The organism is Limnobacter humi, assembly GCF_024518835.1.
In the GTDB taxonomy this organism is placed as follows: domain Bacteria; phylum Pseudomonadota; class Gammaproteobacteria; order Burkholderiales; family Burkholderiaceae_B; genus Limnobacter; species Limnobacter humi.
In genome coordinates, this window is record NZ_JANIGO010000002.1 from 393,111 (window position 1) to 418,614 (window position 25,504).

Sequence of the window (25,504 nt, forward strand, 5' to 3'; positions counted from 1 at the left end):
GCGTCAAATGTTCAACCCCATGGCATTGATGAAGCGCAACATTTCAACCGGGGTTGATTTGCTGATGTCAACCCGGATATTGACCACACCCAACCTTCCCTGAAACGGGAATGGTCCTTTGTAACGTGTGGACACCTGGTTGCCCAGGTCGCTGCCCAAGGTAAAACCATCGTACGAGGTGGAAAACAACACGCGCTTGAAGGTGTGTTGCGCCATTTTCTTGCCATTGACGAACAGGGCACCTTCCCCATCGAATGGCCGCGCGGTCATGGTCTGCTGGTAGCGAATGCTCAACTTGCCCTCGGGCAATGCATCAGCCACCTCGATGCGTTCCACCCAGGGAATCAGGCTTTGCTCATAGACCAGCTTGCCATTCTGAATGTAAAGCACCCAGCCTGCGTACTTGGCACCTTGGGCCACCAACACGCCATCGCCTTTGCCGGGCAAGCGCTCACAATCCACATCCACCGTGTGCGAAAAGCCGCACACGATCGGTGCCACATCCCGGGCCAGGCGTTCAACGGGTGGATGGAATGTCCATTTTTCGCGAAGGCTCTTTTGCTGACGGTCCTGTGCCAATCGAATCACAAAATTGCGATCATCCAGGGGCAGCACCTGGTATTGCTGCGCAGCCTGCAACCATTTGTCCATCAACCGCTTCACGATGTCCGGGTGTGCACTGGCGACATCATTCAATTCATTGGGGTCTTTGGACAAGTCAAACAGCTCCCAAGGGTCTTTTTCAAAATCCTTGCCTTTGGTGTGGCGGGCCACCAGTCGCCAACTGCCTTCCTGGTAGGCCCGGTTGCCGCCCAATTCAAAATACTGCTCGGTCCGGGTGGGTGCATCGGCCTTTGCGAAGGTGGGCACCACGCTTTGCCCCTCCACCGGCTTTTGCACTTGGCCCTTGTAGGTTTTGGGGCGCTCCACACCGGTGGCTTCCAGCAAGGTTGGGAACAAATCAACCACATGCACGAAGTTATGCCGCACCTCACCTTGGGCTGAAATGCCCTTGGGCCAGCTCACAATCAGGGGGTCAGCCACGCCGCCCAGGTGGGTGTATTGCTTGTACTGCCGATAGGGTGTGTTGGAACACGCTGCCCAGCCCATGGGGTAATGCGGAAACGTGCCCTCCTCGCCCATGACGTCATACAACTTTGCCGCTTCTTCGACGGGCACTGGCCGACCAAACGCGGGGGCAAACACATTGGGTGTGCCGGTGGGGCTGCCTTCTGGCGAACCGCCATTGTCCGAAAACAGCACCACAATCGTATTGTCGCGCTCGCCGATTTCTTCCAGACTGGTCATGAGGCGGCCAATGTTCATGTCCAGATTGCTGATCAGGCCCGCATACACCTCCATGTAACGCGACATGATTTTTCGATGCTCTGCGGGCACCTTGCTCCACTCCGTCGCGCCCAGGCTCAAGGGCGGCAATTCCACGGTGTCTGGCATCAGGCCCATTTTCTTCTGGCGTTCAAGCCGCTTCGCACGGATTGCATCCCACCCTTCGTCGTATTGGCCTTTGTAGGCATCACGGTCTTGCGGTTTTGCCTGCAAGGGTGAATGTGGGCCCGGGTAAGCCAGGTGCAGGTAAAACGGCTTGTTTGGTTCCAGGGCTTTTTGTGTGCGCACATACGTGATGGCCCGGTCGGTCAAGTCGTCGCACACATAGTAATTGGGGTCATCGGGCGGCTCCACGGGTGCCACACCGTCGAACAATTCAGACGGCTTGAAGTAATCCGTGGAATGGCCCTGAAACCAATAGGCGCGGTCAAATCCCCGCTGGGTCGGCCAATTGTCATAAGGACCATTGGCACCAGTCGTGTTGGCATTGTTGACATGCCACTTGCCCACCAACAATGTTGACCAGCCGGCATCGCGCAACACCTCGGCCAGCGTGGCCGCTTCATGGGTTAAGTCGCCCCGGTAACCAGGGTAGCCCGCATCAATGTCGGCCAGCCAGCCCATGCCGGCTGAGTGGTGGTTCAAACCGGTGAGGAAAGAGGCTCGCGTGGGGGAGCACATGGCGGTGGTACGGAAATTGGTGTACTGCAAACCCTGTTTGGCCAAGCCGTCGACTGCTGGCGTTTTGATTTCACTGCCATAACAGCCCAGGTCCGCAATGCCACAGTCATCCAGAATAATCGCCACCACATTGGGAGAGCCGGTTTTGGCCTTCACACGCTCGGTGTTGGCCGGCCGTGAATCAGCGAAAGACAGGCCGACCTGCGCGGCTTGGCCTGGCTCCAGTGCCTTGGGCGTCATCAGGGTTTTGGCCTTGGACGCAGCCACATAGGCCCCCGACCCGACCACACCGGCCCCCGCTGCACCTGCTGCCATGCCGGCCAGAAAGGCACGGCGCTTTTGTCGTTTTGTGTTGTCCTGCTCGGCCATGTTGTCTCCCCCGGTCGATGTTGAAATGGTTAAACAATTTTTTATTGGAATAGTGACACGCTTTGTGCCACTATATTCAAATCATGGATGAATCACAAGCAGAACATGAACCCACCAGAACCCCTGAAAGTGCACGGCCTTGACCTGTCTTATTTCACCGGAAAATTGGAGGCCTACTTGCGTGGCAAAGGCATCGCCTATGACCTGATTGAAATGGATACTCGAGACTTCAAGGCCTGCGGCCAAGCCACTGGTGTGGCTCAAATGCCGCAGGTTGAGTGGGAAAACGGCCAGTGGCTGAGCGACACCACGCTGATTCTGGAATTTCTCGACCGTGTTCGGCCAGAGACATCCATCACACCAACCGACCCCGTCGCCTGGTTCACCAGCCGCGTATTGGAGGATTTTTCCGATGAATGGCTGTGGCGGCCTGCCTTGGCCCACCGCTGGGCCAACCCGCAGGATGCGCGCTTGATGGGCCAGCGCCTGGCCGAGGGCATGATGCGGGATGTACCCTTGCCCACCAGCCTACGGCGATGGGTGATCACCAAGCGCCAGCAACTGCATTTTTTGTGGATGGACGGCTACCGACCGTCCACCGGGCAACGCATCAAGGCGCATTACACCGAGTGTTTGGCAGCACTTGAAGCGGTGCTTCAACATCAGCCGTATGTCATGGGGGCTCGGCCAACCCTGGCTGATTATGGGTTTTTCGGTTCCATGTTCAGGCACTTTTTTTCAGATCCTACCCCCGCCGGCATCATGCGGCGCGAAGCGCCCAACGTCATGGAATGGGTGGCGCGGCTGTGGAATACACGGCTTGTTCGCTTGAACGCGGAACCCCTGCCAAGCGGTGTACTGCCGGTGCTCAACCCATTGATGCACATTGTGGTGTCCGAATTCATACCCTATGCACAGGCCAATGAAAGCGCCGTGATTGCCAATCGCCCAAAGTTCACGTTTCACAGCGGGGGGGTGGATATCACCGTGCCGATACAGCGATACAGGGCCTGGCGGTTTCAACGGCTACGCACCCAGTACCAAGCATTGCCAGCCAACGCACAGGCAGCCCTGCAAGCCTGGCAACCTGCCCTGTGCGCGGCACTGACTGCCCCGATTGCACACGCCATCGAGGCGCAGATCAAGCAGCTACCGATTGCGCCCAGAGCACACCGAACGATGGTCGCCCGGACATGGTGAATAGGCCGGATACCCACACCGACGGGCGCCGCACCCGTGGCTTGATCAACCGCCAACAGATTGTTCAGGCCCTGATTGATCTGACCTGCGAGGGTGTGATGTCGCCCACCGCCGAGCAAGTGAGTGAACGGGCTGGGGTGGGTTTGAGAACCGTGTTTCGCCACTTTGACGACATGGAAACGCTGTATCGGGAAATCAGCGCAGCCATGGACCAAAAGGTGTTGGAAACCTTGAAAAAACCGGTTCAGGGCGACACGGTGGAGGAACGGCTGCTGCATGCCATTGAACGGCGTGCCAGCATGTTTGAACAATTGATGCCCATGCAGTTATCCAGCCTGGTGCACTTGCATGAGTCGGCTTATCTTCGGGAACAACAGGCCCGCAATGTGGAGATGCAGCGCTTTTTGCTCAAACTGTTTTTGCCCACCCACTTGGTGGCCGACAAACCCTTGTTTGAGGCCCTGGATTTGTGCCTGAGCATCGAAACCTGGATCCGCCTGCGACGGGACCAAGGTTTGAGTGTACGCAGCGCCAAACAGGTGATGCAGCGCTGCGCACTTCAGTTGATCAAGCCGTGATGGCCTGGGGTGATTTGAGCAGAATGCGGTCCAGCACGCGATCCATTTCGATGAGGCCTTCATCGCGGGTAATCAACCCATCGCGAATCATTTGCCGAACACCCCAGAAGGCCATGACGAGCATCCAGGCCAGGGTACGGCCCTGCTTTTCATCCCCATCGCGCAACTGTTTCAACATGGGTGCCCACAGTTGAAGAATGGTGTCGCGAATACCGATCCGGATGGTTTCAAGCTCGGGCGAGCCCAGGGTGGTGCCCGAAATGAGTTGCCACAGGGCATCACCCCGCCCGCGCGGCAAATCCAGCGACACCAGGGCCGCTGTGCGAATGGCCATTTTGATGTTGCCAGCATGCTCGGCAATCGCCTTGCCTGTGCCCTCCGCAGTGGCCATGTAAATGTTCATGGCGGTGGCGGCCAGCAGGCTTTCCAGGTTGGGAAAGTGCTGATACACCAGTTGCCGGGAGACGCCCGCCTTGTCGGCCAATGCACTCATGGTGAGCACGGACCAGCCTTGGCTTTCAACCAGTTCAGCGGCTGTTTTCAACAACGATTTGCGGCGCTCGTCCTTGCCCAGGTAGGGGCGTTTTTCTCGAGTTTTTTCTTTGATCATCCCTTGAAATCCTTCCATCATGGCCATCATTGTGTCACAATCAATAAGAAATAGACACTATGTAAATCTTAGAGTTTGAGCGATGAAGCCCAAACGGGCACTCACTTCTAACGCACAACCCCATCAGAAGGGCTACGATGAGACGACAATACACCCTCTTTGGCTGGCACCTGTCCTACTTCACAGGCAAGGCGCTGTGCTATCTGCGGTACAAACAGGTGGATTTCCGCCTGAAACCTGTCAACCTGCTGACCCTGACCTGGACCATCAAGAAAAAGACGGGTGCAGCCGTCATGCCGGTGTTGCGCTCTCCTCAAGGCGAATGGATTCAGGACACCAGCGTCATCATTGACCGGATTGAAGCCCTGATCCCAGACAACCCAGTGATTCCCGCCACACCGGTGCAAGCTTTCGCATCCCGCATGCTGGAGGCCTGGGGCGATGAATGGTGGGTTCCAATTGCCATGCACACCCGCTGGAATTATCCGGAAAACTATGCCTTGTTCGAGCATGACGCCGGCAAAGCGCTCTTGCCCTGGGCACCCACGTTTCTCCAAAAAAAAGCCGCCGCCAAACCGGCCCGCTTTTTGAGAAGCATGTTGCCCTACGTTGGGATTGTGCCCGAGCAGTACGATCGCATGAATCGCTGGACAGTGAAGATGCTGGATGCATTGGATGCGCATTTTTCTGCCACCCCCTTCCTTCTGGGGGAACGCCCCAGCCTGGGCGATTTCAGCCTGGTGGGCACCATGTACGGGCATTTGGGGCGCGACCCCTGGCCCAAGCGCGAATTGATTGAACCCCGCAAACACCTCAGTGCCTGGTTGGAACGGATGAAAAACCCGGCACCGCACAGCACCGGCGCATTGCTGCCCAACGACGGCATTCCACGAACACTAGACCCCGTGTTTTATTCGGTATTCCATGAATTTGTGCCCATGGTGGAAGCGGTGGCCGAGAACACGGCGCGCTACGCCGCCAAGCATGGATTGAACCAAAAGCTTCCGCGGCGTGTAGGACAAGTGACCACCACCATGGCCGGCGAACCGTTTACCCGGGGCGCACTGCCCTACATGGTGTGGATGCTGCAGCGCGCATTGGACACTTACCACGCCATGAATGCAGCAGACCAAGCGAACGTTCGCCAATGGCTGAGCGGCTACGGTGCGGCGCATGTGCTGGAGCTGGACCTGCCACGCGTTAATCGTGTGGCTTTGAACGTGAGCGTCGAAAAACTGCCATCGAATTTTCTGGAGCAAGCAGCATGAGCAACACCACCATCATCACTGGCGCGTCCTCGGGGATTGGCAAGGCATTGGCGCTGGAATTGGCCAAACGCGGTCACAACCTGGGGCTGACAGCCCGCCGAATGGACCGACTGGAAGCACTGAAAGCCGAGATCCACGCACAACACCCCCAATTGCTGATTGAATTGCGCAGCCTGGATGTGAACCAGTGTGAAACGATAGCGCCTTCCATGCAGGCCCTGATTGACCAACTGGGCACCGTCCACACCGTGGTGGTGAATGCCGGCGTCAATGCGCTGACGGCCGTGGGCAAAGGGCAACTGGCCGAACAACTGGCCATTGTTCAAACCAATCTGATGGGTGCCATTGCCACCGTGGATGCCGCTGCCGAGTATTTCAGGGCCCACAAAGGGGGGCATGTGGTGGGCATTTCGTCCCTCGCGTCGCTCACCCCCATCCCCAAACAGGCGGCCTACTGTGCAACCAAATCCGCGTTTTCGATGTATATGGATTGTGCGGCCATTGAATTGAAGAAGCACAACATTCACTTCACCAAGATTTTGCCGGGTTTTGTGAAAACAGAGATCGTCGACAACATGGAACAGTTTCCGTTCCTGGTATCGGCGGAGCAAGCAGCGCGCGAGATGGCCGATCACATCGAAAAAAAGCATGCCGTGGGAGTTGTCCCCGGCTATCCCTGGAAATTCATCAAGCCGCTGATGAGCAGCATCCCCACCGGCCTGTGGAAATACATGAAGGTTTGAAACGGATCCATGAAACCCACCCACACCCTGATCGGTTTTGTTCTGGTGGCCTGCGCCATTGGGGTTGCGGAGTGGCTGACACCTGTTGCTGCGCCAGCGGATGTGATTGAAATTACACCGGCCTATCGGCAATTCGTGCTCGATCAGGTGCAACAACCGGCCGGCGCTTTGCCCCAAACCCTGAAACCGGACGAAGCGCTGGACAAGGCCATTGAAGAAGAGGTGCTGTACCGGGAGGGAATCAAACTGGGGCTGGAAAAAGACGACCTGATCGTCAAGCGCCGGGTGGTTCAGAAAATGCGCTTCATGCTGGAGGATATGACGCCAGTTGCCGAGCCAAGCGACGCACAACTGCAAACCTGGCTGGACAAGCATCCGGATCAATATCAGACGGGGCGTCGTCTGACCCTGACCCACCTCTTCTTCAGCCGGGGGAAACGGGGTGATCACGCCATTTATGATGCCCAACAACTACGGGTGAAATTGCTGGAAGGACAAACCCTGCAGTCACTGGATGTGTTTCCACTGGATACACTGCACGGGCCTGTGGATGAGGCCACGCTGGTGCGCGAATTGGGCAGCACCCTGACCCAGGCGATACTGGACTTACCCCTGAACACGTGGTCGGAACCCATGAATTCAGCCATGGGGGTGCACCTGGTTCGGGTTGAGGCCCGCGATGGGGGCCACACCATGCTCTTGAAAGAGGCGCGAGAACGGGTCCGTGTGGACCTGATGTCCGCCCAGCGAGAGGCAGTCAATGCAGCCAGTGTGGCAGCATTGAAATCAAAATACCGCATTCATGAGGTTAAGCAGTGATTGCGGGCCTGATGCGCGGCTTGGTGTTTGGCCTGACAATGCTGCTGGGTTGGCCACTGGCGCATGGGCATGAAATGGGCACAGCCGCGCTCATGATTCATGAATGGGGGCCAGGACAAGCCCAGGTGGTCTTCAAACGCAGCAAAAGCGCAGATGGCACGGTGCCCCCCATCGCATTCTCCCTGTCACCCCCATGCGAGATTGCTGATCAAGGCACCACGTGGGAAGAGGACCGCGAAGTCATCCAGCGGGCCAAACTGGCCTGTGCAGGCCCTTTGAACACCCACACCTTGGAAGCGACAGGTTTTACCCGGTTGGCGCCGGACTTGATTGTGTCCGGGCAACTGGGCGAGGGTCAAACATTGACTGGCGTGCTCACCCCCAAAAAACCCACGCTGATGCTCAATGGTCAGAAAGCGTCGGATGGCCCCCTGCTGGACTACCTGTTGATTGGTCTTGAACACATTCTGTTTGGCATGGACCATGTGCTCTTTGTGGCGGGCATCTTTTTGCTGTGGCGCAAGCGACAACAAACGGTGGCGCAATTGCTGGGCCTGTTTACCACGTTCACCGTGGGCCACAGCCTGACGTTGGCCCTGCTGGTGTTGGGCTGGATGGTGGTGCCTACCCGAGCAGTGGAAGCCTGGATCGCCCTGAGTGTGCTGTGGGTGGCTGTGCAACTGGCGCTTCATGACCCCAAGCAGTCACAACACCGCATGGTTCGCTCGCAATTGCTGCTGGTTCTCTTGTTCGGTTTGCTGCATGGATCGGGCTTTGCACTGTCCATGGAAGACCGTGGTTTCCCTGCCGACCAATTGATGCCGGCACTGCTGCTGTTCAATCTCGGTATTGAACTGGGCCAGATCATCATCGTCACGCTCATGGCTGGTTTGTTTGCATGGTTTCAAACCCTGTCAGCACGGCGTTACCCACACCTTCTGCCTTGGGGCGAGCATGCCCTGATCATTCTCACGGGCGGATTCGCCCTGTTCTGGACCGTTGAAAGGATTGCCACCTATGCGTAGCCTTGCATTGAACTTCACCCTGGGCTTCAGTGGATTGGTGTTATTGGCCGGCTGTATGGGCTCAGGCGATGAGCCCGTGAGCACCGCTGGCTCAGGCTCGGTGGTCACACCGGCCGAGGCCCCCAAGGATGTTGAATGCGCCAAAACCACCAGCAACAGAAAGCAGGCCTTCTTTGGTGACCTGCATATTCACACGAAATTGTCATTTGATGCGTATTTTTTCAATTCGCTGAACGGCCCGAGGGAGGCATACCGATATGCAAAAGGCGCCGATGGCTTTTTGCCCGCTGGCGATGACCCCGACACTGCCAAACGCAAGGTGAACATCGGTCGGCCACTGGACTTTGCAGCCGTCACCGAGCATGCGGAACAACTGGGGACTTTCTACAACATCTGCCAGGTGCAGGGCAATGTACCGGCCGGCACCAACCCGGCTTGTGATGTGCTGGGTGGATTCATTCGGGACAACGTGTCCGTCTTCATCACGGGTGATGTGCCCCTGTATCTGCAGTTGGTCACCAGCGCTGGCAGCCGGGTTCCAAGCACCCGCACCTGGCAGGATATCCAAGCCATTGCTGAGGAAGAAAATGAACCCTGCAAATTCACCACCTTCAAGGGCTATGAGTTTTCATCGAACAAAGGTGGACAGGTATTGCACCGAAACGTGATTTTCGCAGGCAGCACGGTGCCAGCCGACGTGGTCAGCTCGATTGCCCCATTGCCCACCAATGACAACACCAACGATGAATGGGGTCTGTTCGACAAACTCAAAACCGAATGCCTGGATAAAAATGGCTGCGATGTGGTCACCATTCCCCACAGCACGAACCAGAGTGATGGACGGTTTGCACGAACACGCGAAGTCAACACTGGCCTGCCCCTGGCCCGCAACAATGCAACCCTGACCAAGGAAGATGCCATGCTGCGCAACCGCTTGGACCGGTTGATGGAAATTGCCCAGCACAAGGGGGTCAGTGAATGCCTCACCGGCTTCAACAAAGGATTGGTGGGTGGTGAGGAATCGGGTTGTGGATTTGAGGAATGGAAAACCTTGTGCAGAGGCTTGCCGGATGACCCGGCGGAATGTGCCCGGGTGTGCAAAGGCAAAGCATCGGACCCCCTCTTCTGCCAAGTCAACCGACTGCAAGGTAGCAAGCAATCCCTTCATGCGTCACAACCCTGCACCAGCAGCAGTCCGGGTGCTTCATCCCCGAACGACTGTACGGCCCCGCTGGACTACGCACGCAATGTGATTCCCGAGGGCATGGCATTGAAGCGCAAGCTGGGTATCAATCCCTACCAATACGGTTTCATTGGCTCCAGCGATACCCACAATGGTCTGGCTGGCCGAACCGACAAAACCAAGTTTGCCCAAAACCCCGGGCACGGCGGTGTACTGGACGATGAGCCGGCTGAAGTACTGGGCCGCTGGGAATGCCGCCCCCCGGCACTACCCACAGACTCAGTGACCGGGTTTAAGCCACCAGTGGGCACAGGCTCACCGAATGATCCTGGCAATTGCCAGGACCGTTACTTCGCAGCCGTGGCCTCCAACTTTACGCCGGGTGGGCTGGCTGGCGTTTGGGCCCGAGAAAACACCCGCAAAGAAATTTTTGCTGCGTTGAAGCGTCGCGAAACCTTTGCAACCTCGGGGTCCCGCATGCGCATTCGGACACTGGCATCCAATAAACCATTCCCGGCAGATATTTGCGAACGCCTGGGTCGCGGTGAAAGCCCCATCGAGGATGGACTGGTCAATGGCGTGCCCATGGGGGGAACGCTCGAGGCGAGCAAAGGCGGGCCCTATGTGGTGGCCTACGCCATTCAGGACCCGGGCGGTGACGAACCTGGCATTCCATTGCAAAAACTGGAGCTGGTGAAAGTGTGGGCCAATGGCCAGCAGGAAATCCAGCAGCAACTGTTCACACTGCAGGAGAACCGGAATGCACCAACACCCGGGAACCGCTGCGAGATGGATTACAAGGGACCTGAGCAAATGTGCGCCGTGTTCCAGGACAAGAATTTCGATCCAAAGCTGGGCGCGTCTTACTATGCTCGCGCGCTGGAAAATACCTCATGCCGGTGGACAACACGGATGTGCGCAGCCAAACAGGTGAAATGTGAAGCGCTGGATAAATCCAATGGTGTATTTCCCGACAGCAGCGGATTTGCTGGCTATGAAGGATGCTGTCGGATCAGCGGAGAGCCTGGAAACTTCAAAGGTGAATTCCGGTTCATCACCCAACAGGAACGTGCATGGACCTCACCCATCTGGGTTGAATAAACAAGCCCAACCAACAAAACGACTGAGACAATCATGATTAAAAAAATAAGCTGGGCATTGCTGGGTATTGTGTTGGTGGGTGGCGCCGTGGCGTACACCCAACGTTTGGCCATCACCGGCAAGATTGTGGAACGGATGGTCGGTGAGCGCATGGCAGACCCGCTGACGGGCTTGGTGGATGGACTGCATGTTGGCCTGTGCGGCACCGGCTCCCCCTTTCCCGACCCACAGCGCGGTGCACCGTGCACACTGGTCATTGCTGGCAAGCGGGTGTTTTTGTTTGATGCCGGCAGTGGCTCGGCCAAGCAGATCTCGCGCATGAAATTCAGCACTGGGCAAATTCAATCGGTGTTCCTTACCCATTTTCATTCAGACCACATCGATGGGCTGGGCGAAATCATGATGACACGCTGGGCGCAAACCACGGGGGACGAACGACTGACCGTGATCGGGCCCACGGGTGTAGAACAGGTGGTCAAGGGCTTTGAAGAAGCCTACGCGCACGACACCCAATACCGCATTGCACACCACGGAAAGGCCACCATGATCCCCAAGCTGGCCGGCGCTGAGGTGCAATCCTTTGATGCGCCAGCCCAAGGTGTCATTCCTGTGTATCAGGATGAAAACACCACCATCGAAGCGTTCCGGGTAGACCACGGGCCCGTGGAACCTGCCGTGGGTTATCGCATCCGTTACAAAGACCGCAGCATGGTGATCAGTGGCGACACCCAAAGCAGCAGCAACCTGGCCATGGTGGCCAAGGACGTGAACCTGCTGGTGCATGAAGCACTCAGCCCGGAACTGGTTGCTCGCCTGGAAGCCATTGCCGGTGAACACCACCGGGACAAGTTGCAAAAAATCTTTCACGACATTCCGAACTACCACACATCACCGGAGGAGATTGCCAAACTGGCCACGCAGGCCGGCGTGCAATCCGTGGTACTGAGCCACATTGTTCCACCGCTGCCACTGCCGCCCATGAAGGAACTGTTTTTGGGCAAAGCGCCGGAGATATTCACCGGACCGCTGCGGATTGGCGAAGACGGCGACCTGATCCACCTGCCAACGGGTAGCAGTCAGATCCAGTTTGAGCGGCGTTGGCAATAGCCTTGGGAGTTGCGAATCCAATTGCCGCACCCTGACGTATAAACCGTACAGACCTGCTTGCCCCAAACCGGCGGCATGCCCGACATTCAACCGTTTGAGATCACCATGGTCAATACCCAAAACGATACGCTTCAAGTGCAGACTGCAGCCGACATTCTGGCCGCTCCGGATGCTGCGCCTTCCATGCCAGCCGTGGTTGACCAAACACCCCCGGCCGAACTGGCGGTACCAGTGGTCGAACAAGCCCCAACAGCCATCGGTGCGCAACAAACCCCGCCAGTGCAAGCCGAGGTTTTGCCAGACGAAGCGCCCGTCCAGGACGCCGCAAGCGCGGCTGTTGACAACCCGGAAGACACCGAGGCAGCCTCCATGGGCTTGTTTGGTGGACTTTTGGGTGGTGGTTTTGCCGCCCTTACCCCTGCCACGGCAGCCGCTGGCGCACTGGGCGTGGCCTTTGTGGCCAGCAATAACAGCGGCGATGACAGTGCCCCTGCACCGGCCAGTGGTGGCGGTACCCTGTCCGGCGCGACCAGCCAACTGCCAGCGGAAATCACCGGGCCCATCGGCGACTCGCCATTGGGTGACCCATTGAACATGGTGGTGTCTGGTGTTGACAGCGGCAGCAGCGCGCTGCCCACCGATGCCTTGCCACTGGATATGCTGCCCGCTGGCGGCGGTGCGCCGTCGGGCGATGCCTTGCCCATCAGCAGCTTGCCCACGGATGCCCTGCCCACCAGCAGCTTGCCTCTGCCCGTGTAAGGTCTTAATCTTCTCGGCTGCATTGAGGAGATTTCATGAGTACGCTGTACCCGAACACATCGCCGGCCCTTGGCGCGTCAACCCAACATCAAGGTCCCGCCTTGCCAGCCCCGTGGACCCTGCGCGGCAACGGTGTGATTGTTGTGATCAAACCGCGGCATGGCGACCTTCGGCATGACCAAGCCATTCCGGATGACATCCGCAGCACCCTGAAAAGCCCACTGTCGGTGTTGATGTTTGTGAATTACACCGAATCAAATGCAGGGCCATACCAGGAATTGCTGTTCATCCCGGGTACCTGCGACTTTTCCGGCAAACGGCTGGCCACCATCAGCAATATTTACGTGTCCACGCAGTCCAGTGTGGACCATGGTCGGTCCAACTGGGGCATACCCAAACAACGCTGCGAATTCACGCAGACACAGCCCGAACAAGGCCATGTTCGCACCATTGCCAGCATCGACGGTGTACCGTTTTTTGACCTGCAAACCAGCAGCCTTGGCCCCCGATTGCCGATCAACACCGCGTGGGTGCCCAGTTTTTTGAAAACACTGGGCCAACGCATGAATGGTCGGCAGTTTGTCTACAGCCCTCAGGCCAGAGGCCGTTCACGGCTGGCCCGAATACACAAACTGCAAAGCATGGACAACCATTTTCCACACCTGAGCAGTGCGGATGTGGTCACCGCACTGGAAATCACGGATTTCGAGATGGTATTTCCAGTGCCCGACATCCGTGATGTGGTGATTTAAGCAACCGGGGCTGCTGCCATCAATTGCGCATGGGTGGATGCTTGCTGTACAGGCTCATCGACTGAGCCTACCCGGGAATGCCCCCGAATGAGGTCCACTGCTTTCTCCGCCATCATGACCACTGGGGCATTGGTGTTACCGCCAACAAGGCTTGGCATGGCAGAGGCATCCACCACCCGCAAACCTTGAACGCCGCGCACCCGCAATTCCGTGTCGAGCACCGCTTTGTCATCACTGCCCATGCGGCAAGTGCCGGTGGGGTGATAAACCGTGTCCACACGATTGCGAAGCACTTCACGAATGTCATCATCGGTTTTCACATGCGCGGTGAACTTGTCTTTCACCACCCACTGCGCCAATGCAGGTGCCTGCATGATGCGCTGTGTCATCTTGAACCCTTTGACCAGGTCCTCCAGATCATCAGGATGGTTCAAGAAACCAATGTCAATCAACGGTGCGTCGGCCATGGATGTGCTTTGAATGGTCAAGCTGCCACGGCTGCGGGGGCGCAACAGGCATACATGACAGGAAAACCCATGTCCGAAGTGGAATTTGCGCGCATGGTCATCCACCATGGCAATCACAAAATGCAATTGGATATCGGGCGCTGACAACGACGGGTCTGTTTTCAGAAAAGCCCCGCCTTCAGCGAAATTGCTGGTCAACATGCCGCGGCGTTCGCGACGGAAGCGCAGAATTTCCTTGAGCATGCGCCAACTGCCCCGCAAGGAAACCCCCAGGTTGTCGGTGCTTTGGGTTTGGTAACCAAAAATGAAATCTGGATGGTCTTGCAGATTCTTGCCCACCTCGGGAGAATGGGCCACCACCGGAATGCCCAAAGACTGAAGTTGGGCGGCATCGCCCACACCGGAAACCATGAGCAATTGGGGAGTTTGCAAAGCACCTGCAGCCAGAATGATTTCTTTTCGGGCTGTGATGCGTTGAACTTGTCCGCCCACATTCACGTCAACCGCCACGGCCCGTGTGCCTTCAAACACAATTTTTTGTACCAGCGCGCGGGTGTGGACGATCAGGTTCTTGCGGTGCAAGTTGGGCAGCAAATAACCTCGGGCCACGCTCCAGCGTTCACCATTTTTTTGGGTTACCTGGTAAATGCCAACACCTTCCTGGTCCTCGCCGTTGAAGTCATCGGTGATCTTGAAACCGGCCTGGCGGGCAGCGTTCAGATAATGTTGCTGGAAGGGATTGTCCGACCGCAGGTCGCTGACATTCAATGGCCCTTGATTGCCATGGTAAGCATTCCGAATGCGTTCGTTGCCTTCAGACAACTTGAAGTACGGCAGTACCTCTTGGTAGGACCAGCCTGTACAACCCTCCTGGTTCGCCCACCGGTCGTAGTCCTCCCGATGACCGCGCACATACACCATGGCATTGATGGCGGAAGATCCACCCAGGGTTTTTCCCCGAGGCTGGTAGCCACGACGGCCATTCAAGCCGGGCTGTGGGGTGGTCTCAAAGCCCCAGTTGTTAATCTTCGTGGGCAACATGGCCACGGCACCACTGGGAATGTTGATGAGTGCACCGGTGCCATCGCCGCCAGCCTCCAGCAGGCACACCGTGGTGTTGGCGTCCTCGCTCAGCCTTGCTGCCATGACACAGCCCCCCGAACCACCACCCACCACCACGTAATCGTGTGTTGTCTCCATTGTCTCGCTCCAGTTGAATACCTTGGGATTCACTGCTGATGAATGCCTTGGGAAGGCTCAGCTTTGGCATTCATCATAGAGGATGCATGCAGAGTCCAACAGGCCCATGGGCCTGTGTACATTGATATTTTCGGTCAGACCAAGGGACAATCAGGCCGAAGCCGTCAATTGCGCCAGCGACTCCCGAAGCTGCGCTGCCTCAATGGGCTTGGCAATGTAATCATTCATGCCGGCTGCCAGACAAGCCTCACGGTCTTTGGGCAAGACATTGGCCGTCATGGCAATGATGGGCACCGGAGACTTGCCCTGAACCCTTTCCAGATCCCGAATCATGCAGGTGGCTTCAATGCCACTCATCACCGGCATTTGCATGTCCATCAGCACAGCCAGGCACGGGTGTGCCGACAACTGCTCAAGTGCCTCACGGCCATTGCTGGCGGTCACCACCGAGTAGCCCCATTTGGACAACAGGTGAGTAGCCAGCTTTAAATTGACCGGGTTGTCTTCAACCACCAGCACGGGCGATGGGTGATCCTGCCGGGGCGCAGGCGGAAGCACTGATCGGACCGGATGGACAGGCAACATGGCATTGACCTGTTCGGTGTTGGGCAACTGCGCTGGCAACATCACGGTGAACACACTGCCCCGCCCCACTTCGCTGCTCACCTCAATGGTGCCGCCCATCAGTTCAACCAGGCGTTTCGTGATGCTCAATCCCAGCCCGGTGCCGCCATAGTGGCGTGTGGTGGATGTGTCGGCCTGTTCAAATGCTGCAAAAATACGATCCACCTGATCGGCAGGAATACCGATGCCCGAGTCGCGCAGCTCGTATCGAATAGCCGCCACGCCACTGGCCGATAACCGGTTGCGGTCACGCATGGCATGCGCCTCATACACGGGCGACACCGTCAATTCAATGTCGCCGTGCTCGGTGAATTTGATGGCATTGCTGATGAGGTTGGTCAGCACCTGAACCAGTCGGTGTGAATCGCCCAACACCGCATCGGGAAGGTCATCATCCAGATGCACCTGAAGTGCAATTGCTTTTTTGTCGGCTTTGGGCTTGAACGGTGACACAGCGGAGTCCACCACCGGCGCAAGCTGGTAAGGCAGATGTTCCAGTGTGATCATGCCTGCCTCAATTTTTGAAAAATCCAGAATCTCATTGACGATGGTCAACAAATGGTCCGCCGATTGGCGCACGATTTCCATGAACTCGCGCTCTTGGGGATTCAGATTCATGTCCAGCAAGACATCGCTCATGCCGATGATGCCATTCAATGGCGTGCGGATTTCATGGCTCATATTGGCGAGAAATTCGCTTTTGGCTCGATTGGCACTCTCTGCGCTGTCTTTGGCTTGCTGAAGCTCCTGTCGGCTGGCCTCTCGGTCGGCCACAATGCGGGCCAGGTATTCGGTCACTGCAGTCAGGTCATCGCTGCGGTCTGGCTGCGAGCGTGCACCCTCGGGCAACAGCGTTACCAGCAACTTGCGCAACAGGGCCAGCGCCTGGTCACGCGACTTCAGTTCATGGCGCAAATGCAGCGTGGTTTTTCTCAACACTTCAAAGGCCGGGCGAAATTCGCTGGGCACCTCCTGCAACATTTCAATGGCGAAATCGGTCTGCTCGCGCAAGTTTCGACCGGTCACACTGGACACCTGCTCCACCCCCGTCAACCAGCGCTTGAGCGGGTAGCGAATGATGAAAAATCCGCCAATCGCGGTCACCAGGGCCAGTGCCAGTGACGCTTGAATCAGTTTCCAGAAGCCGTCTGTGATGACATCCACATCAAAGATAAAGCGCAGCACACCATAATCACGCCCGCCCACATTGATGTTGCGGTTCACGTCATACAGCTGGCTCTGGACTTCATGGCGAAGCCAGCCGGGCGCACGGGTGTGAACCACGGAATTATTGTGGCTTTGAATTTTTGCACCCTGCAAATCAATGAACAGGGCTGCGGCAAACCGAGAACCAACGAGTGACTTGTTCAGTGTGCGCTGAATGGTGTCGTAATCACCAATCACAGCGCTATCGCCGACAGTTTGCGACACCACCTCGACCAACATGTTGGCGGAATCCTGCGCATCATCGATGAGGGCTTTGTATTGAAATGAATAAAACAGACCAAACGTGAACACCACGAAAAACAACAATGTGGACGTGTATAGCAGGTAAATACGCCCAACCAGGGATTCCGGCAACCAGGGTTCTAGCTTGCGCAGCAACATGGTTAACGCACACTCATGGGTGCTGACTCGTAAAACCGTCGATAGGCGGAATAATCAGCATTGGTGGCGGACATGAAATAGAACTTCTCGCTCAGTCCAACCGTTTCGGACGCCTGTTTGAGGATGGTTTTTCCGTGGGGATCTTTGTGCATGTTGAAAAATGCTTGGGCCACGGCCCGCACAGCAGGCTCTGGCACCTTGGCAGCCGCCATCAGGGCCAGGTCGTGATACCCCTCTGAAGTCCACAACACACGCAAGGCTTTGCCCTCACGCTCTTCAAACCCGTCAATCAAGGCTGAATTGCTGCCCACCGCTTTGGCCCGGCCTGCAAACAACTGTGAAAATGCCGCATTTTGATTGCCGGCAAACACCGGATTGATGGGAATGCTCCGTTTGAGCAACTCGGCATACGGCAGGCGATAACCCACAAAGGCCTCTGGACCAGCAAACACCACATCCATGCCCTTCAGGTCTTCAAGACGCCGAATCGGGGAATCCTCCGGCACTGCGATTTGCCCGTACAACATGGGGCCCGCACGTCGGCCAAACACCCGCCACCCCAGTTTTTCCCGCTCGGGGCTGAACAAGTGGTTCGAAAATACGAATTCAACCTCTTGTGCCAACACATACGCGGTGGTGTCCGCTGAGGTTCGCCCAATTTTGAGTTCAAGTTTTACGCCGCTCTTGGCGCTGACATACTGAATGATGGGATTCCAGTACGCCGCTGTCTTTGTGATGTCCCACTGGTTCACAGGTGAAAACCGGTAAACAGCCGTTTCTGCCATGGCAGCGCTGCCAAGGGCCATGCCCAAAAACAAACCCAGGCATTTGGAAAAGGTCAACCAACGACACATGCAATCACTCCGAACCAGAACTGGCACAGAGGGTATCGCGATTGCAACAACCTTTAAATCAGGAAAAGCGTGTATTTAACGTTCTTTCTTCTCGGACCACGGCCCATGCGCGTGCTCGGCGAACATGGGCCAAGGCGATTTAACCCATTTTAAAGAAATTCATTTTGTAGCCTTGCGGTGTGCGAAAGTAAGCCGCGTAAAAGCCAGGCATGCGCTCGCCAGGGGCGCCCTCACAGGTGCTGCCCAAGCGGAGGGCCAATTGGTACATTTGGTCGACCTGCTCACGGCTGCTGACCGGCATGGCCACCATGGTGCCGTTTCCGCAGGCCGCCGCTTTGCCATCAAAAGGCTTCATCACGCCAATGAAAGGTTTGCCCAGGTCGATGCCCCAAAACACGCCCCGGGCACCTCCAGAAGGCGCTTGGCACCCAGTGGCTGAAACAATTGGTCAAAAAATGCCGATGTCTTTTCCAGATCATCGGTGCCCAGCGTCACATATCCCAACATTGTGTGTCTCCTTGTTCAACATCCATGCCTCCGACCATCCGGAGATGTTGGACATTATCACGGCATCGGGCAAATTTCCCGTCCATTTCGTTGTGAAATATGGCTCAATAACACGGACCTGATATTCAATACCGATCCATCACACCATGCACGACTCCCGTTTGACACAAGCACTCTTGGGCGCTGGCCTGTTGGGCATGGCCTTGCCCGCTCTGTCCCAGACTTCACCCGGCAACGCCCCATTGGATGATCTCGTGGTCACCGCTACCCGCGAGGCCAAAGACGCTTTTGATATTCCTGCATCGATTGACAAGATCAACCAGGACACGCTGAACAGCGCTGGCGGGTTCCAGGTCAACCTGTCGGAAACGGGTTACCGCGTGCCAGGCCTGGTCATCAACAACCGGAACAACTTTGCGCAGGACCTGCAAATTTCCATTCGGGGGTTTGGTGCACGTTCCACCTCTGGGGTTCGTGGTGTTCGCCTGTTCTCCGACGGCATTCCAGCCACCATGCCGGATGGCTCTGGTCAAATTTCCCATTTCAGCTTGAGTTCCGCTGAATCGATTGAAGTGCTGCGCGGCCCGTTTTCCTCCTTGTACGGCAATTCATCGGGCGGCGTGATCAACATCACCACCCGGGACCCAGAACCCGGTCAACGACTGGAGGCCGGATTGGTCTTTGGATCGGACCATGCACGAAAAAGCACGCTCCAGTTCAACACAGGCAGCGAAAATTTTGGCTGGGTGCTGGATGCGTCGCAATTTGAAACCAACGGTTACCGAGACCACAGCCAAGCTCGACGCGACAACATCAACAGCAAAATGGTGTTCAAGCTGGACAGCACCAAGGTCACCTGGGTTGTGAATGCAGTCGACATTCCCGAAGCGCAGGACCCACTGGGCTTGACTGCAGCACAACTGGCCAGCAATCGCCGGCAGGCGGGCACCAACGCGGTGGCTAGCAACAGCCGGAAAAGTGTTCAACAAATGCAGACCGGGTTGGTGATTGACCACAGTTTCAATGCAGACACAGGGTTGGTGTTCACGCCGTATTCGGGCGAACGACAGATTCGGCAGGTGGTGGCCAGCGGCACCGTGATCGACCTGAACAACGATTTCTATGGCGCAGACCTGCGCCTGCGGCACCGGTTTGCGCTGCTGGGCGCACCATTGCTGCTGAACACTGGCTTGACAGCGGGTGTGCTGGAACAAACCCGGCAGGGGCAATCGGCAGAAAACCAACCCATCAACCGGTATGAACAAAATTCGGCCAGGCAGCTTGACCAGTATGTTCAAGCCGAGTGGCTGTTCAATGAGCAATGGAGTCTGCTTGCAGGGCTACGCAATTCGTCCATTGACATTGAATCCAAAGACCAGTTTTTGACCAATGGCGATGGCAGTGGTGCCAAAGACTACGGCAAGGTGACGACCAACTTGGGCGTGAATTATTACCTCAGCCCAACACAAAACCTGTATGCCGCGTATGGCCAAGGCTTTGAAACCCCAACCCTGCTGGAAACCGCGTATCAAAATGTACCGGGTGCGCCCAACTTCAACCCCAACCTGAACGCCTCGGAAAGCCAGCAATATGAGGTGGGCTACAAAGCCCGCCATGGCAGCACCAAAGTGAATGCGGCCTTGTACGCCGTGGACACCCGCGACGAAATTGTGGTGAAGTCTGCAGCCGCTGGACTGACCTCCTTCCAGAATGCTGGCCGAACCTGGCGCCAAGGTGTGGAGCTTGGCCTGCAACATCGCTTCAATGCACAATGGGCAAGCGCCCTGGCGGCAAACTGGATCACTGCGGAATACAAATCCAGCAACACAGCGTTGACAGCCGGCAATGCGTTGCCATCCATTCCCAAGCAGAGCCTGTTCGGTGAACTGACCTATCAAGCTTCGGAACAGCTGGAAACTGCGGTGGAATACCGCCACATTGGCCGGATGTATGCCAATGACGCCAACACGGCACAAACGGACGCTGCAGACCTGCTGAACTGGCGCATCACCCACAACCAATCCTTGGGTGATGGGTGGCGCTTGCGCACCTATGCACGGGTTGACAATGTGTTGGCGCAACGTTACGTGGGTTCTGTGATTGTGAACCAGGCGCAACAGCAGTTTTATGAGCCCGCAGCCGAACGGCAAGTGTTGGTGGGTGTTTCGGTGACACACCGGTGGTGAGCGAATTTGCATGCCAGATGTAAAAAAGCCCGTCTCAATGAGACGGGCTTTTTTGTACTGCATTTGGTGCGGCTGGCAGGATTCGAACCCACGACCCCTTGGTTCGTAGCCAAGTACTCTATCCAACTGAGCTACAGCCGCTGTGAAGAAGCGAGATTATGCATGAAAGCGTGCGTTGGCGCAAGACGGTGTTGTCATTTTCAAGAAAATATTTGAATCCGATGCATCCCGTCAAACACCATACTGGGCAGCCAATGCCCTGAACTGCATCTCCTGACGATCCAACTCCGCATCGCTCCAACCCAATTCGTCCTGCAGGGTTGCACGAACCGAAAACAGGCAATCCAACGCAGCGGCGCTGTCGAGAAACAGAGCGCGGCTGCGTCGTGCCAACACGTCCTCAATGGTCATGGCCATCTCCTCGAGCACCGCTTGCGAAATCTCGGCCTGCGTGAGTTGCAGGCGGGGGTGCAAACGGGCCTCTGGATTGCGGTTGGGCAAGTCATCCTCCAAACGCAGCATGCGGGTTCGGCTGGGTTTGTTGCGAAGGGCCAATTGCCTGCACACCAGGTTGACCACCTCTTCAGCCATGCTGCGGTAAGTGGTCCATTTGCCGCCGGTGATGGTGATCAGACCACTGTCTGCCGTGGCAATGGTGTGTTCGCGGGAAATGCTTTTCGTATCACCAGCCCCGCCCTGTTTCACCAATGGCCGCAGGCCCACAAACACGCTGCGTACATCGGCCAGCGTGGGAGCCGTGGCCAGGTACTGTCCAGCCGTGGTCAAGATAAACGCCACTTCACCGGGCAATGCGTTGGGCTCAAAGGGTGCATCCTGGCGAGGTGTGTCTGTGGTGCCAATCAATGTTTTTCCCAACCAAGGCACGACAAACAACACACGGCCGTCGCTGGTCTTGGGCACCAGCAAAGCATCCTGCGCCGGGTAAAAATGCTGGTCCACCACCACGTGCACGCCCTGGCTGGGGCTCAGCATGGGTTTGGCCGCTGGGTTGTCCAATTGACGAAGCTCATCCACCCACACACCGGTGGCATTGATCACCGCCCTGGCCTTCAGGCTCATCTCATGCGCCGTAAAGGCGTCTCGAACCTTCACACCAGTGATTTTTCCCGATTCCTTGTCAAAGCCCACCACGGGCAAATAATTCAGTGCAACACCACCGAGCTTGAACACGGTTTTCATCAAAGCGACAGCCAGTCGGGCATCGTCAAACTGTGCGTCAAAATACCGCACGCCACCACCCAGCTTGTCCTGTCGAATGGTGGGCACAGCTTGAATCACCGACTGACGGTCCATCGTCCGGGTTGGCCCCACACTGAGTTTTCCAGCCAGCAAGTCGTACATTTTCAGGCCGATCCAGTAAAACATTTTCTGGAACCAGCTGCTCACCGGAATGACAAAAGCCAACGGCTTGACCAGATTGGGCGCATTCATCAACATGCGGCCACGTTCCTCCAAAGCCTCGCGCACCAGGCTGAAATTGCCCTGGGCCAGGTACCGCACACCACCATGGGCCAGCTTGGTTGCCCGTGAACTGGTGCCCTTGGCGAAATCATTGGCCTCCACCAGCAATACACTCAAGCCCCGACTAGCGGCATCCACGGCGCTACCTAAACCAGTGGCACCACCACCGATCACAATCAGGTCCCATTCAAACCCGGCAGAGGCTTTTTGCTTCACCGCCTCCAGGTGTTGTTTGCGGCTAAGCATCGGCCCATCCTTTTGCACGTTCTACAGCGCGGTGCCAACGATCCAGCAAGGCACCCCGTTCATCAATTCCCATCGCAGGCTCAAAACGAGCATCCACCGTCCAGTTGGCCTTCAGGCTGTCCAAACCATCGAACACCCCCACGGCCAAACCGGCCAGGTAGGCTGCGCCCAAGGCGGTGGTCTCGGTCACTGTGGGGCGCACCACCGGCACGCCCAGCAAATCAGCCTGGATCTGCATCAACAAACCATTGTTGGACGCCCCACCATCCACCCGCAATTCGCACAAGGGCGCAGCACCGTCACGCTGCATGGCTTGCACCAGGTCCACAGTCTGCAGGGCAATGCTCTCCAACGCGGCGCGTGCAATGTGCGCTTTCGTGGTACCGCGGGTCATGCCCACCAGCGTGCCGCGGGCATAGGGATCCCAATGCGGGGCTCCCAAACCAGCAAAGGCCGGCACCAGGCAAACACCATCGGTGCTGGGTACACTGGCAGCCAGGGGCTCCACCTCAGCAGCGTGTTGGATCATGCCCAAACCATCCCGCAGCCATTGCACCACAGCCCCACCCATGAACACGCTGCCTTCCAGCATGTAATGGGTTTGGCCGTTCATGCGCCATCCCACCGTGGTCAGCAACCGGTTGTGGCTTTCAACAACCTCGGCACCCGTGTTCAACAACATGAAGCAACCGGTACCGTAGGTGTTTTTGGCTTCGCCCGGTGCAAAGGCAGTTTGTCCAAAGGTAGCCGCCTGTTGATCACCGGCCGCCGCGGCGATCGGAATGGGCGCCCCCAGCAGGCTGGCATCACACTGCGCCATCAGGCCGCTGGAATCCACAATGGTGGGCAACACGCTGCGGGGCACATTGAACAGTTCGAGCAGTTCATCGTCCCACTGCAGGCTGTGAATATTCAGCAACATGGTGCGTGAGGCGTTACTCACATCAGTCACGTGGGCAGCGCCCCGCGTCAGGCTCCAAATCAACCAGCAATCGATGGTGCCAAAGGCCAGCTCCCCAGCCTGTGCCATGGCCCGCGCGCCGGCCACATGGTCCAGAATCCAGCTCAACTTGGTGGCGGAGAAATATGCATCCGTCTCCAATCCAGTGCTGCGTTTAATCAAAGGTGCCTTGCCCTGCTCACGCAGCCTGTCGCAGGTTGCAGCCGTTCGGCGGTCCTGCCACACGATGGCGTTGTACACCGGTTGTCCGGTTTTACGGTTCCACACCACCGTGGTTTCGCGCTGGTTGGTAATCCCAATCGCAGCAATATCACGCCCTTGCAAGCCAGCCTGTTGCATGGCCTTCTGCGCGCAAGCCAGTTGGGTGTTCCAAATGTCCATCGGCCGGTGCTCCACCCACCCTGCTTTTGGAAAAATTTGCTCAAACTCCTGCTGTGCACTGGCCACCACGCGGGCAGTCTCGTCGAACACGATGGCACGCGAACTGGTGGTTCCCTGATCCAGGGCCAAGATGTATCCCATGAACGGTCTCCTTTGTCTGAATGGATTGTTATTGGTTCAAGGTGTCGTAAATGGTTTGCATCAAGGCCTTGTAGAACGCTCGCCTTGGAAAGTCATTCTTGCCCAGATTAAAGGTTTTGTAACTGACCGCCCAATGGTGCGCCCGAACCGCACCCAGGTGGACAATGCGTTCCGCCGGAATGTGGGGTGGATGAGGGATCAGATTATCGGTCATCACCACCTGGCCGTCGTTGTAAATCGAAATCGGGTCGCTGACCTTGGCTTGCAGCCACATGGTGTAATCGTCCAGATTGAACTGCCACCAGCGGCGTTTGTAGTCGCTCAACGGCAACACGGCACTGACCGAAAAATAGTGCAAGTGCGCAGGCAGATTTTTGGCATACTCGGCGATTTTTTCCTGTCGAACAGCCCGCGTGAGAGAACGCACACCGCCTTCCATGTCGTCTTGAAACTGGCGCGTGGGCATCCCCACCAGTTTGCTGAGCCACGGGTGCTTTCTGCACCGCTGGACCAGCTTGGGGATGTACACCAGCTTGGATTCCGGTCGCATCACATCATCAGCCAAGTATGAACCACCAATGGCGCCGCACAGGGCAAGCATGCCACGGGTGTTTTTCAAGATGAATTCATCTGGAAAATGCCGGGCATTCATGCCAGCTAACAGCTCCAGCGACAAGGGGCATCCATAAGAGTACCCCATGAAAAACAATTGATACCCCTCTTCCTCCACCCAACGCCTCAGGGTCACGCTGTTGTGCAATAGGTCAAACAGGGCAGGCACAATGTGAGAAGAATCCGCGTTGCTACGGGGATAGCGCGCATACACCAGTTTGAAACCCGCACCCTGTGCATACAGTGTCTCCTGACTGGGCTCACCCTTTGCGCCTGGACTTAACATCAACACTTCGTGCGGCGAATCTTTACGCTCCACCTCCTCATGCAGAGAAAGGTTTTTCAGTGTCTCGTGGGTAAATCCGGGCACCAGCACAATGATGGTTTTGTTGTTGCTGTAAAAGGACCGATCCACAAACCGATCCCCAGCAAAACAAGCCTCTTGGGCCTCCTGAATATCCTGCTCGGTTAGTGCCAGCCGGCTAAAATCCTGATCACGCTGCGCACCCAGGACATTCAGATCGGTGGGCTTGTGGGGCCGCCAAACATAGTTGAGCATCTGCGCTGGCGTGTAACCGGCATCACCCAAATAACCAACAAAATGCCGAAAAAACTGCCGAGCCCCAGGCGCAGGATGAAGCGTACTCATGTTTGTCTCCGTTGGTGTTTTTATCGTGTGTGCGAGCAGCCTGT

20 protein-coding genes and 1 tRNA gene are annotated in these 25,504 nt (G+C 56.8%); 11 read left to right on the top strand and 10 right to left on the bottom strand.

The annotated features are described in order from the left end of the window. Nucleotides 1-3 precede the first annotated feature (3 nt). A complete protein-coding gene (locus NQT62_RS06895) occupies nt 4-2,397 on the bottom strand; it encodes an arylsulfatase (RefSeq protein ID WP_256763927.1) in 2,394 nt (797 codons plus the stop codon). A 105-nt stretch (nt 2,398-2,502) separates the two neighbouring features. Between NQT62_RS06895 and NQT62_RS06900 the strand changes: the two genes are divergently transcribed. Beyond that, nucleotides 2,503-3,597: a glutathione S-transferase family protein gene (locus NQT62_RS06900; RefSeq protein ID WP_256763928.1), complete on the top strand. Its 1,095-nt coding sequence runs from the start codon at nt 2,503-2,505 to the stop codon at nt 3,595-3,597. Further along, nucleotides 3,591-4,175: a TetR/AcrR family transcriptional regulator gene (locus NQT62_RS06905; protein WP_256763929.1), complete on the top strand. Its 585-nt coding sequence runs from the start codon at nt 3,591-3,593 to the stop codon at nt 4,173-4,175. The genes NQT62_RS06900 and NQT62_RS06905 overlap by 7 nt, the downstream gene beginning before the upstream one ends. On the opposite strand, the gene NQT62_RS06910 is transcribed toward NQT62_RS06905, so the two are convergent. Further along, nucleotides 4,165-4,785: a TetR/AcrR family transcriptional regulator gene (locus NQT62_RS06910; protein ID WP_256763930.1), complete on the bottom strand. Its 621-nt coding sequence runs from the start codon at nt 4,783-4,785 to the stop codon at nt 4,165-4,167. The two genes, NQT62_RS06905 and NQT62_RS06910, sit on opposite strands and share 11 nt — an antisense overlap. 137 nt (nt 4,786-4,922) lie before the next feature. Between NQT62_RS06910 and NQT62_RS06915 the strand changes: the two genes are divergently transcribed. Genes NQT62_RS06915 through NQT62_RS06950 form a run of 8 tightly spaced genes read left to right on the top strand, consistent with a single transcriptional unit; the run spans nt 4,923 to nt 13,542 of the window. Further along, on the top strand, nt 4,923-6,053 hold the full coding sequence (locus NQT62_RS06915) for a glutathione S-transferase family protein (RefSeq protein WP_256763931.1): 1,131 nt from the start codon (nt 4,923-4,925) through the stop codon (nt 6,051-6,053). After that, nucleotides 6,050-6,796 (top strand): SDR family NAD(P)-dependent oxidoreductase, encoded by a 747-nt coding sequence (locus tag NQT62_RS06920; RefSeq protein WP_256763932.1) that lies wholly within the window; start codon nt 6,050-6,052, stop codon nt 6,794-6,796. The genes NQT62_RS06915 and NQT62_RS06920 overlap by 4 nt, the downstream gene beginning before the upstream one ends. 9 nt (nt 6,797-6,805) lie before the next feature. Next, nucleotides 6,806-7,615, top strand: coding sequence for a peptidylprolyl isomerase (locus tag NQT62_RS06925; protein ID WP_256763933.1), 810 nt, complete (start codon nt 6,806-6,808; stop codon nt 7,613-7,615). Continuing rightward, entirely contained in the window at nt 7,612-8,640 is a 1,029-nt protein-coding gene (locus tag NQT62_RS15510) for a HupE/UreJ family protein (RefSeq protein ID WP_256763934.1), read from the top strand. Before NQT62_RS06925 ends, NQT62_RS15510 begins: the two co-directional genes overlap by 4 nt. Then, nucleotides 8,633-10,924 carry a DUF3604 domain-containing protein gene (locus NQT62_RS06935; RefSeq protein WP_256763935.1) on the top strand — a complete coding sequence of 764 codons (2,292 nt, stop codon included), beginning with the start codon at nt 8,633-8,635 and terminating at the stop codon, nt 10,922-10,924. The genes NQT62_RS15510 and NQT62_RS06935 overlap by 8 nt, the downstream gene beginning before the upstream one ends. Nucleotides 10,925-10,957: 33 nt before the next feature. Next, nucleotides 10,958-12,031 (top strand): MBL fold metallo-hydrolase, encoded by a 1,074-nt coding sequence (locus tag NQT62_RS06940; protein ID WP_256763937.1) that lies wholly within the window; start codon nt 10,958-10,960, stop codon nt 12,029-12,031. Nucleotides 12,032-12,088: 57 nt separating this feature from the next. Then, nucleotides 12,089-12,790: a hypothetical protein gene (locus NQT62_RS06945; protein WP_256763939.1), complete on the top strand. Its 702-nt coding sequence runs from the start codon at nt 12,089-12,091 to the stop codon at nt 12,788-12,790. Between the two features lie 35 nt (nt 12,791-12,825). Beyond that, a complete protein-coding gene (locus NQT62_RS06950) occupies nt 12,826-13,542 on the top strand; it encodes an acetoacetate decarboxylase family protein (protein WP_256763941.1) in 717 nt (238 codons plus the stop codon). Here the strand turns inward: NQT62_RS06950 and NQT62_RS06955 are convergent. The 4 genes from NQT62_RS06955 to NQT62_RS06970 form a co-directional block, all read right to left on the bottom strand. Next, nucleotides 13,539-15,209, bottom strand: a complete 1,671-nt coding sequence (locus NQT62_RS06955) for a GMC family oxidoreductase (RefSeq protein WP_256763942.1) — start codon at nt 15,207-15,209, stop codon at nt 13,539-13,541. The genes NQT62_RS06950 and NQT62_RS06955 overlap by 4 nt on opposite strands. Nucleotides 15,210-15,359: 150 nt before the next feature. Further along, entirely contained in the window at nt 15,360-17,441 is a 2,082-nt protein-coding gene (locus NQT62_RS06960) for an ATP-binding protein (protein WP_256763943.1), read from the bottom strand. A 2-nt stretch (nt 17,442-17,443) separates the two neighbouring features. After that, a complete protein-coding gene (locus NQT62_RS06965; protein WP_256763944.1) occupies nt 17,444-18,295 on the bottom strand; it encodes a phosphate/phosphite/phosphonate ABC transporter substrate-binding protein in 852 nt (283 codons plus the stop codon). Between the two features lie 139 nt (nt 18,296-18,434). Beyond that, nucleotides 18,435-18,692 (bottom strand): VOC family protein, encoded by a 258-nt coding sequence (locus NQT62_RS06970; RefSeq protein ID WP_256763946.1) that lies wholly within the window; start codon nt 18,690-18,692, stop codon nt 18,435-18,437. 271 nt (nt 18,693-18,963) lie between these two features. On the opposite strand from NQT62_RS06970, the gene NQT62_RS06975 reads away from it, so the two are divergent. Further along, on the top strand, nt 18,964-20,988 hold the full coding sequence (locus tag NQT62_RS06975; RefSeq protein ID WP_256763947.1) for a TonB-dependent receptor family protein: 2,025 nt from the start codon (nt 18,964-18,966) through the stop codon (nt 20,986-20,988). Between the two features lie 64 nt (nt 20,989-21,052). On the opposite strand, the gene NQT62_RS06980 is transcribed toward NQT62_RS06975, so the two are convergent. From NQT62_RS06980 to NQT62_RS06995, 4 genes are all read right to left on the bottom strand, one after another. After that, a tRNA-Arg gene (locus tag NQT62_RS06980) sits at nt 21,053-21,129 on the bottom strand. Nucleotides 21,130-21,219: 90 nt separating this feature from the next. After that, a complete protein-coding gene (locus tag NQT62_RS06985; RefSeq protein ID WP_256763948.1) occupies nt 21,220-22,716 on the bottom strand; it encodes a glycerol-3-phosphate dehydrogenase/oxidase in 1,497 nt (498 codons plus the stop codon). After that, the gene (gene glpK / locus NQT62_RS06990) at nt 22,709-24,199 is read right to left on the bottom strand and encodes a glycerol kinase GlpK (protein WP_256763949.1); all 1,491 of its coding nucleotides are present in this window, start codon (nt 24,197-24,199) and stop codon (nt 22,709-22,711) included. Before glpK ends, NQT62_RS06985 begins: the two co-directional genes overlap by 8 nt. 28 nt (nt 24,200-24,227) lie before the next feature. Then, nucleotides 24,228-25,460 (bottom strand): hypothetical protein, encoded by a 1,233-nt coding sequence (locus NQT62_RS06995; RefSeq protein ID WP_256763950.1) that lies wholly within the window; start codon nt 25,458-25,460, stop codon nt 24,228-24,230. Nucleotides 25,461-25,504 lie beyond the last annotated feature (44 nt).